The sequence below is a fragment of the Streptomyces sp. NPDC044002 genome, assembly GCF_056434525.1.
This window is the reverse complement of record NZ_JBWKEZ010000041.1, coordinates 27,545-37,082: the sequence shown is the minus strand read 5'-3', so window position 1 is coordinate 37,082 and position 9,538 is coordinate 27,545. Positions and strand designations below refer to the sequence as shown.

Below are 9,538 nucleotides of genomic sequence, written 5' to 3'. Positions count from 1 at the left end.
GCCATGTGCCGCATCCACGGCTGCTTCGGCGGGGAGCCCGCCGGGCGGGAGGTGCTCGACGCCGTCGCGGCGGCGATGTTCGAGGGGGGGCCGGACGCGCAGACCGTCCGGCGCGGTGACGGCTGGGCGCTCGGCAACAACCGGCTCGCCATCCAGGGCATCGCCTCCGGCGACCAGCCCTTCGTACGCGGCGCGCTGTGCTGCGTGTTCAACGGCGAGATCTACAACCACCGGCAGCTGCGCGCCGAGCTGGCCGCGCACGGCTACTCCTTCGAGGGCGACTGCGACGGCGACGTGCTGCTGCCGCTGTACGAGCTGTACGGCGACGCCTTCACCAGCCGGCTGGAGGGCATGTTCGCCATCGCGGTGGTCGACGAGCGGGAGAAGCCCTGCCTGAAGCTCTTCACCGACCACGCGGGCATGAAGTCGCTGTACTACTACGTCTCCGCCGACGGCCGCCGGCTGTGCTTCGCCTCCGAGCTGCGGGCGCTGGCCCGTTTCCCGGACTTCCCCGACGAGCTGGACCCGCTCGCGGTCGACCGCTACCTCGGCGGGAAGGCGGTGTGGGGCCCGGGCACCGTGTACAGCCGGGTCCGCACCCTGGAGCCCGGTTCGGTGCTGCGCTTCGCGGACGGCCGCGAGACCCTCACCCGCACGGCCCTGGAGCCCGCCGAGGTCGACTGGCCCGGCGGCGAGCCGACCGTGGAGGCGGCTGCGGAGCTGCTGGACGGGCTGCTGCGCACCGAGATGGGCCGCATGCTCGACGCGGACGTCCCGGTCTGCGTGATCACCAGCGGCGGGCTCGACTCCAGCTACACCACCGCCCTCGCCGCCCACCTGGTGTCCGACGTGGCCTCGTTCAACATCGCCTACCGGGGCGACTGGCCGGCCGACGAGCGCCACTGGGCGGCCGAGGTGGCCCGCCACTGCGGCACCGAGCACCACCAGGTGCTCCTGGACCCGGCGGGCTTCCCGGAGCTGGTCGAGCGGTTCACCCGCCACCTCGACCAGCCGAACAACGCCCCGCACAGCCTGAGCACCTTCGCCCTGTTCGAGGCGGTGCACGAGGCCGGCTTCAAGGTGGCCCTGACGGGTGACGGTGCGGACGAGCTGTTCGCCGGGTACGCGCGGTTCACCAAGGCGGACCGGGACGGCGACGCCGCCTGGCACCGGGCCTACCAGGACACGATGGCCGTCGCCGGCCCGGCGGCGCTCGGCCGGCTGTACACGCCCGGCCACCTGGAGCGCGTACGGGCGGCCGGGGGCCACTTCGGGGACCTCAGCGGCGACGAGCTGGCGCGCCGGGTGCGCTCCGGCCCGCACGGCAGGCTGGAGACGCTGCTGCGCTACGACCAGGCGGAGCGGTTCCCCTACTACATCCTGCGCCGCGTGGACCACCTGAGCATGGCCCACTCGGTGGAGGCCCGGATCCCGTTCCTCCAGCCGTCGGTGGTGCGCCTGGCGCACGCGCTGCCCGCCGCCGTGAAGGTGGCCGGCGACACGGTGAAGGCGCCGGTGGCGCTGGCGGCCCGGCCCTGGGTGCCGCGCGGCGTCGTCGAGCGGCCCAAGCAGCCGTTCACCCTGCCGGTGGCGGCGATGATCCGGCCGGGCGAGGCCCTGTACGACATGGTCGGCGACGTCCTCCTCGGCCCCGGCGCCCGCTGCCTGGACTACGTCCGCCGGGACGCCGTCCGCGAACTCTTCCGCTCCCAGACCGAGAGCCCGGGGGCGCACGCCGCCGAACTGCTCTGGTCGCTCCTGGTCCTGGAGACCTGGCTCTCCTCCCGCGGCCTGACCCCCGCGCCCCTCTAGGCCCCTCCACCCGAGAAACGAGACAGGACATGACCGACACGCCCGGGTCGCGCCCCGCGATCACCTCGCTCCTGGCCGGCGTCACCAAGGCCGACATCCGCCGCGACCCGTTCCCGCACGTCGTGATCAGCGACGCCCTGCCCCAGGAGCTGTACGACGCCCTGGCGAAGTCGATGCCGACCGCGGAGTACATCGGCGAGCGGATCGGGAAGCCGATCACCTCGAACGAGCGCTACAACTACATGTCGGAGATGATCCTCGCCGACGACACGATGGCGCAGGTGTGGAAGGACTTCGTCTCGTACCACACCTCCCCGGCCTTCTACGAGGAGTTCCTCGACCTCTTCCAGGAGGACCTGCTCGCCAACCTCCCCGAGGCCGAGGAGCTGGTGGGCCCGCTGCGCGAGCTGCGCGTGGGCCGCCGCAACCGGGACGCCTTCGAGACGCACGACATCCTGATGGACTGCACGGCCGTCATCAATTCGGCGGTCACCGGCCGCCCCTCGGCCTACCGCGGACCGCACGTGGACAAGCCGCACAAGCTCTTCGGGGGCCTGTTCTACATGCGCCTGCCCGAGGACGACGCGACCGGCGGCGACCTCGTGCTGTACAAGTACCGGCCGGGCGCGCACAAGTTCCACACCAGCGCCTCCGAGTACGGTGACAACCGCTTCGACATCGACCCGCAGTACGTCGAGGAGGTCACGACCGTCCCCTACCGGAGCAACACCCTGGTGCTGTACCCGATCAACCCGCTGGCCCTGCACGGGGTGTCGGTGCGCAGCCTGACCGAGCACCAGCGGCGTTTCATCGCCCTCGTCGGGGACCTGCCGCGGCAGCTCTTCGACCTCGCGCTCTGAGGAGGAGGCTGCTGTGATCCCCTTCGACCAGCGCACCGGGAAGATCTGGTACGACGGCTCCCTCGTGGACTGGGGCGAGGCCCGGCTCCACGTGCTCAGCCACGGACTGCACTACGCCTCCAGCATCTTCGAGGGCATCCGCGTCTACGGCGGCGAGGCCTTCATGCTCAGGGAGCACATCGCGCGGCTCGGCGCCTCGGCCCGGATCCTGGACTTCGAGCTGGAGCACTCCGAGGAGGTGCTGTACGAGGCCACCCGCGCGGTGGTCGCCGAGGCGGGCATCACCGAGGGCTACGTCCGCATGAACGCCTGGCGGGGCTCGGAGATCATCCAGACCGCGGCGCTGAAGACGTCGGTGCACACCTCGGTGGCCGCGTGGGAGCTGCCGGCGGGCTACTACGCGGCGGAGGACGCCGTGGACCAGGGGATCTCCCTGGTCACGGGCCGCTACCGCAGGCCCTCGCCGGAGTACGCGCCGGTCAAGAGCAAGGCCGCCGGCAACTACATGATCGGCACGGTCAGCAAGAACGAGGCGCTGCGGGCGGGCTTCGACGACGCCCTGCTCCTCGACGACCGCGGGAACTTCGTCGAGGCGACCGGTGCGCACCTGTTCTTCACCAAGGACGGGGCGCTGTACACCCCGACGACCCGCTGCACCATCGACGGGATCACCCGGGCGTGCGTGCTGGCCATCGCCGAGCGGGAGGGGATCGAGTGCGTGGTCACCGACCTGGCCCCGGCGTTCGCGGGCGAGGCCGACGGCGCGTTCCTGTGCGGGACCGCGTGTGAGATCCTCCCCGTCGGCCGCCTCGATGATCATCACTACGACGTCGCCGGCAATGCGGTGACGCGCAAGATCGTCACGGCTTACCGGGAGCTGGTCCAGGGGCGCGCCGAGCTGCGCGCCCCCGGCGGCCCGGCCCGGTAGGAAGCCGTCGCGACAGGGAAACAGGCCCCTTTCCGAGGGGGCCGCGGGAGCAAGGGCACGTGCAATGGGAGCGGTTGATGCTCTGGAAAAACTCGCACCGGTGGTGCTGGCCTTCGGCTGCGGGGTCGTCCTGGCACGGCGGAAGGTGGTGCCGGCCGAGAGTTCCAAGGTGTTCGCGGACTACGCGTTCCTCTTCGCCGTGCCCTGCTTCCTCTTCGGGAACATCTACCGCAGTGACCTGGGGGCCCTGTTCAACTGGCGGGCCATCGGCGGGTACGCGGCCGCCGCGTGCGCCGCGGCCGCGCTGATCGGCGTACTGGCCTGGGTCCTGGGCGTACGCGATCCGCGCGGCGTGGCGCTGCGCATCATGGCCGCGGTCCAGGTGAACACGGCCTACTTCGCCGTGCCGGTGTTCATCATGCTGTTCGGGAACGCGGCACCGATCTTCCCGGTGCTGCTGTTCCAGGTGTGCGTGCTGTCCCTGATCATCATCTCGATCATGGAGCTGGGACGGCCGGACCGGGTCGGAAGTCCGGCCCGGCGGCTCGGATCCGCCGTCGCCGCCTCGCTGACGACCCCCGTCGTGATCGCCTGCAACGCGGGCATCCTGCTCAACCTGCTGCCGGTCACGGTGCCCGGGGTCCTGCTCGACAGCTTCACCTTCGTCGGCGACAGCGCCTCGCCCGTCGCACTGTTCGCCCTCGGCCTGCACCTGGGCGGCAGCGGGATCAAGATCCGCGGCACCACCATGGAGGAGGTCTGGATCACCGGCTTCAAGTGCGTGGCGCTGCCGCTGATCACCTACGCCGTGTGCCGCTTCGTCTTCGGGGTGGAGGGCGAGTGGCTGAGCTACCTCGTCCTGATCGCGGCGATGCCCGCGCCCCAGAACCTGTTCATCTTCGCCCAGCGCTACGACGTCGGGGTCGACATGTCGGCCTCCCTCGTCATCAAGAGCTCGGTCGTCGCCCTGCTGCTGCTCCCCCTGTGGACACAGCTGGTGGCCCATCCGTCCTGAGGCGGCCCGAGCCGTACCGATCTTCCAGAAAGGCACAACCGTGACGCAGACCGTGCAGTCCACCAGGATCTCCGTCGAGCAGGTGGCCGGCCGCATCGGCGCCGAGATCTCCGGGGTCGACCTCGGGCAGGAGCTCGACGAGGCCGTGGTGGAGGCGATCCGCCGGGCCGTCCTCGCCCACCGGGTCGTCTTCTTCCGCGACCAGGACATCACCCACGCCCAGCACATAGCCTTCGGCCGCCGCTTCGGCGCGCTGACCCGCCGCGAGGGCAAGAAGCACGGCGTGCACCCCGAGGGGTACCCGGAGATCCTCACCGTCGACCCGAAGGCCGACACGGAGCGCTACGGGGCCGACTTCGAGGAGCACTACCGCCGCAAGTGGACCTCCCCGCTGGCCGGCTGGCACAGCGACCTCACCCAGGCCGTCAACCCGCCCAGCCTCTCCATCCTGCGGGCCGAGCGGACCCCCGCCTTCGGCGGCGACACCCAGTGGACCAACACGGTCGCCGCGTACGAGGGCCTGTCGGCGCCGCTGCGCGAGTTCGTGGACGGGCTGACCGCCGAGCACGCCTTCTTCACAGCCGTGCACCTGCGCCACTCCGACGAGCGCGACCGCGAGATCCTGGGCATCTACTGCGAGGACCCGCAGGTGGCCGTCCACCCGGTGGTGCGGGTCCACCCCGAGACCGGCGAGAAGGCCCTGTTCGTCAGCCCCGGCTCGACCACCCGGATCACCGGGTTCACCGAGCTGGAGAGCCGCCACCTGCTGGAGCTGCTGTTCCAGCACCTGACCAGCGCCGAGTACACGGTCCGCTTCCGCTGGGAGCCGAACAGCATCGCCCTGTGGGACAACCGCAGCACCTGCCACTTCGCCCCCACCGACTTCGCCCACCTCGACGTCGACCGGGTGATGCACCGCGTGACGGTCCTGGGGGAGCCCGCGCGGGGACCGCACGGCTTCGTCTCGCAGCTCGTGGAGGGGGAGCCGATGCGGGCCTGGTAGACGGCGCGCTCCGGCGGGCATAGAGGTCGGGCCACGGACGTACGGATCCCGGAGTGCCCCATGAGCCCCAGCGCCGCCGATGCCCCCGCTCCCCCGCCGGAGGATCCCCCCGGCGGGGGAGCGGCCGTCTCCCGCCGCGAGTTCGACGCCCTGTTCGAGGCGGTCCGCACCTGGGGCCGGTGGGAGGCGGAGGCGGCCGGGCGCGGCGCGTGGAACGGGGTGACGGCGGACCACGTGCGCGGGGCCGCCGCGCTGGTCCGCTCGGGCACGGTCGTGCCGCTCGGGCGTCCCTGGGACACGGCCCCCGGCCCGGACAACGCGCGGCCGGCCCTGCACCACATGACCGACCTCGGCGACGTGGAGGAGCCGGAGCCGTCCGCGTACAAGGACTTCCTCGGCGCCGACTACCACGGCAAGTCGGTCAGCCACCTCGACGCGCTGTCGCACATCGGCTACCGGGGGCGACTCTACGACGGCCGGGCGGCGCGCGAGGAGGCCGGCGCCGGCGGCGTCCGCTTCGGCTCGGTGGCGGCCCTCGGCCCGCTGGTCACCCGGGGCGTGCTGCTGGACCTGCCCGCGGTGCTGGGGGTGCCCTGGCTGGAGCCGGGGCGGGCGGTCCGGGCGCGGGACCTCCTGGCCGCGGAGCAGGCCCTCGGCGTGCGGATCGGGGAGGCCGACGCGGTCCTGCTGCGCTCCGGCCGGTTCCGCCGGCGGGCGGAGCTGGGCCCCTGGGACCCGGGTGCGGGCAGCGCCGGCTGGCACGTCGACGCCCTGCCGCTGCTGGCGGAGCGGGGCGTGGCCCTGCTGGGCGCCGACGGGGACAGCGACGTGCGGCCCTCGCCGGTGGAGGGCCTGCACTCCCCCGTCCACACCCTCGCCCTCACGGCGATGGGGGTGCCCCTCCTGGACAACCTCGACCTGGAGGGGCTCTCCGCCGCCTGCGCCGGGGCGGGCCGCCACGCGTTCCTGCTCGTCGTGTCCCCGCTGAACGTGCCGGGCGGGACGGGCTCACCCGTCAACCCGGTCGCGGTCCTGTGACCCGGCACGGGCCGGGTCATCCCGCCCCCACGCCCCCACGCCCCGACAAAAGCTGAGGAATATACTCAAAATCGGGCCATCGAGACTGCTCCGACGAGGGAAGTGGTGCACATGGGGGTCGTCGACGACCGCACCGGCCCCGTGCAGTCCCGTGACCGGTTCCTGCACGGCGGCTCGGCCGAGTCGGTCGTGCGGAGCGTGCGCAGCCCGATCCTGAGTTCGTGGCAGCGCAGCCTGCTGCTGGGGCTGTCGCCGGACCAGGCCGAGCTGCCGTTCACCGAGGACTTCGACGCGGAAGGGCCCGTCGTCCGCGCCGCCGCACCCGTGCTCGACCGGCTCGCGGCGCTCTTCGCGGGCAGCCGGATGAACATCTGCCTCGCCGACGGCCACGGCACCGTGCTCGAACGCCGCTTCGGCGACAAGTCGCTGCCCGGCCGGCTGCCGGCCATCCAGACCGAGCCCGGCTTCGTGTTCGCCGAGCGGGTCGCCGGGACGAACGGGATCGGCCTGACCCTCGCGGAGCGGCAGCTCGTCCAGGTCAACGGCGCCGAGCACTTCGCCGAACGCTCCCAGTCCAGCGCCTGCACCGCGGCTCCCATCCGCGACCAGCTCAGCGGGCACATCGAGGGCGTCCTCTGCCTGGGCTACCCCTACACCGACGCGGACCCGGCGCTGGCCGCGGTCGTCCGCCGGGCCGCCGAGGCGATCGAACGGCGGCTGATGGAGCAGAGTTCGGCGCGCGAGCGCGGGCTGCTCCGGGCCTACCTGGAGGCCGGGAACCTGGTCCGGGCCCACGGGGACGCCCTCGACGGGCACCCGGTGACCCTGGCGGAGCTGCTGCTGAGCGAGCTGGAGCAGAGCGACCACACGACCCTCAAGGAGAAGGCCACCGAGCTGCTGTCCGGCGCGCGCCGGGCCGCCGCGGAGGTGTCCCTGTCCCACGGCCGCCGGGTCACCCTCGTCAGCCGGCCCGTGACCAGCCCGGACGGGGTGGAGGGGATCGTCGTCGAGGCCCTGCTGCCCGACGAGGAGGAGCACCACGCGCCCGCCCACGCCCACGCCCACGCCCCCGCGCCCCTGCACGCCCACGCCGCCGCGCCCCCGTCCGGGAGCGCGCCCGCAGCCCCGGCCCCGGCCCCGGGCACCGGCGCGGTCCGGGGGCTGGTGCTGGTCGGCGAGCCGGAGGTGGGGAAGTACGCCGTCGCGGCGCGCCGGCGGCTGGAGCTGCTGGCCGAGGCCAGCACCCGGATCGGCACCACCCTCGACGTCGGCCGCACCGCCCGCGAGCTGGCCGAGACCGCGGTCCCGAGACTGGCGGACTTCGTCACCGTGGACGTGCCCGAGTCCGTGCTGCGCGGCGAGGAGTCCGGCGACCCGACCGGGGAACTGCACCGCACGGTGGTGCACGGCATCCGCGACGACTGCCCCTTCTACCCGGTCGGCGAGCGGCTGGTGCTCCGCCCGACCACGCCCCACATGCGCTCCCTGGCCACCGGGCAGCCGGTGCTGGAGCCCGAACTGAAGGCGGCCTTCGGCTGGATCGCCCAGGACCCGGAGCACGCCGAGCTGCTCCTCGCCCACAACATCCACTCGCTGATCACCGTGCCGCTGCTCGCCCGGGGCGTCGTCCTCGGCGTCGCCTGCTTCTACCGCTCCCGCAACCCCGCCCCGTACGGGGACGACGACCGCTCCCTCGCCCAGGAACTCGCCGCCCGCGCCTCCCTGTGCATCGACAACGCCCGCCGCTACACCCGCGAGCACACCCTGGCCCTCAGCCTCCAGCGCAGCCTGCTCCCCCACGGGCTGCCCGAGCAGAGCGCCGTCGAGGTCGCCCACCGCTACCTGCCCGCCGAGTCGGGGGTGGGCGGCGACTGGTTCGACGTCATCCCGCTGTCCGGGACCCGCGTCGCCCTCCTCGTCGGCGACGTCGTCGGCCACGGACTGCACGCCGCGGCGACCATGGGCAGGCTGCGCACCGCCGCCCGCAACTTCGCCGAACTGGAACTGGCCCCCGACGAACTCCTCACCCACCTGGACAACCTCATGGTCCGTCTGGACCGCGAGGAGGGCGGGGACGACCCGGCCGCCGGCAGCACCGCGATCGTCGGCGCCACCTGCCTGTACGCGGTCTACGACCCGACCACCCAGCGGTGCACGATGGCCCGCGCAGGCCACCCGCCGCCGGCCCTGCTGCTGCCCGACGGCACCGTGACCTTCCCCGACCTGCCCGCCGGGCCCCCGCTGGGCCTGGGCGGCCTGCCCTTCGAGTCCGCCGAGATCCGCCTCCCCGAGAACAGCCGGCTGGTCCTCTACACGGACGGGCTCATCGAGGACCGCCACCGCGACATCGACCTCGCCCTGGAGGAACTGCACCGCACCCTCGCAGCCGACCCCGGCCGCTCCCCCGAGGACACCTGCCAGGCGATCGTGGACGCCCTGGCCCCCGAGCACCCCGCCGACGACATCGCGCTGCTGGTCGCCCGCACCCGCGCCACTCCCCCGGACCGGATCGCCGCCTGGGAGCTGCCCGCCGACCCGGCCCGCGTCTGCGACGTCCGCGCCGCGGCCATGGAGCAGCTCGGCCGGTGGGGCCTGGAGGAGTCCTCCTTCGCCACGGAGCTGCTGCTCAGCGAGCTGGTCACCAACGGGATCCGGTACGGCGGCGGCGAGCCCGTACGGGTACGCCTGATCCACGACCGCACCCTGATCTGCGAGGTGTACGACTCCAGCAACACCGCACCGCGGATGCGCCAGGCGGCCAACACCGACGAGGGCGGCCGGGGCCTGTTCCTCGTGGCGCAGCTCGCCCAGGCCTGGGGCACCCGCTACACGCCCGACGGAAAGGTCATATGGGCGGAATGCGCCCTGGACGCGGCGTGACC

General features: G+C 73.1%; 7 protein-coding genes. All 7 read left to right on the top strand.

The features are described from left to right. The first annotated feature begins 3 nt into the window (after window positions 1–3). The 7 genes from asnB (at window position 4) to AC07A6_RS26845 (ending at window position 9,536) form a co-directional block, all read left to right on the top strand. Window positions 4–1,812 carry an asparagine synthase (glutamine-hydrolyzing) gene (asnB, locus tag AC07A6_RS26875; protein ID WP_478778854.1) on the top strand — a complete coding sequence of 603 codons (1,809 nt, stop codon included), beginning with the start codon at window positions 4–6 and terminating at the stop codon, window positions 1,810–1,812. A gap of 29 nt (window positions 1,813–1,841) precedes the next feature. Next, the gene (locus AC07A6_RS26870; RefSeq protein ID WP_478778853.1) at window positions 1,842–2,672 is read left to right on the top strand and encodes a hypothetical protein; all 831 of its coding nucleotides are present in this window, start codon (window positions 1,842–1,844) and stop codon (window positions 2,670–2,672) included. A 13-nt stretch (window positions 2,673–2,685) separates the two neighbouring features. Further along, window positions 2,686–3,600: an aminotransferase class IV gene (locus AC07A6_RS26865; RefSeq protein ID WP_478778852.1), complete on the top strand. Its 915-nt coding sequence runs from the start codon at window positions 2,686–2,688 to the stop codon at window positions 3,598–3,600. A 64-nt stretch (window positions 3,601–3,664) separates the two neighbouring features. Next, the gene (locus AC07A6_RS26860) at window positions 3,665–4,615 is read left to right on the top strand and encodes an AEC family transporter (RefSeq protein WP_478778851.1); all 951 of its coding nucleotides are present in this window, start codon (window positions 3,665–3,667) and stop codon (window positions 4,613–4,615) included. Between the two features lie 40 nt (window positions 4,616–4,655). Next, window positions 4,656–5,618 (top strand): TauD/TfdA dioxygenase family protein, encoded by a 963-nt coding sequence (locus AC07A6_RS26855; RefSeq protein ID WP_478778850.1) that lies wholly within the window; start codon window positions 4,656–4,658, stop codon window positions 5,616–5,618. 60 nt (window positions 5,619–5,678) lie between these two features. Beyond that, the gene (locus AC07A6_RS26850) at window positions 5,679–6,656 is read left to right on the top strand and encodes a cyclase family protein (RefSeq protein ID WP_478778849.1); all 978 of its coding nucleotides are present in this window, start codon (window positions 5,679–5,681) and stop codon (window positions 6,654–6,656) included. A gap of 111 nt (window positions 6,657–6,767) precedes the next feature. Then, window positions 6,768–9,536 (top strand): SpoIIE family protein phosphatase, encoded by a 2,769-nt coding sequence (locus AC07A6_RS26845; RefSeq protein ID WP_478778848.1) that lies wholly within the window; start codon window positions 6,768–6,770, stop codon window positions 9,534–9,536. Window positions 9,537–9,538: the final 2 nt, after the last annotated feature.

What these genes read in the sequence shown, in the direction of transcription:
- asnB (WP_478778854.1), top strand. Translation starts at nt 4, where the DNA reads ATGTGCCGCATCCACGGCTGCTTCGGCGGGGAGCCCGCCGGGCGGGAG.
- AC07A6_RS26870 (WP_478778853.1), top strand. Translation starts at nt 1,842, where the DNA reads ATGACCGACACGCCCGGGTCGCGCCCCGCGATCACCTCGCTCCTGGCC.
- AC07A6_RS26860 (WP_478778851.1), top strand. Translation starts at nt 3,665, where the DNA reads ATGGGAGCGGTTGATGCTCTGGAAAAACTCGCACCGGTGGTGCTGGCC.
- AC07A6_RS26850 (WP_478778849.1), top strand. Translation starts at nt 5,679, where the DNA reads ATGAGCCCCAGCGCCGCCGATGCCCCCGCTCCCCCGCCGGAGGATCCC.
- AC07A6_RS26845 (WP_478778848.1), top strand. Translation starts at nt 6,768, where the DNA reads ATGGGGGTCGTCGACGACCGCACCGGCCCCGTGCAGTCCCGTGACCGG.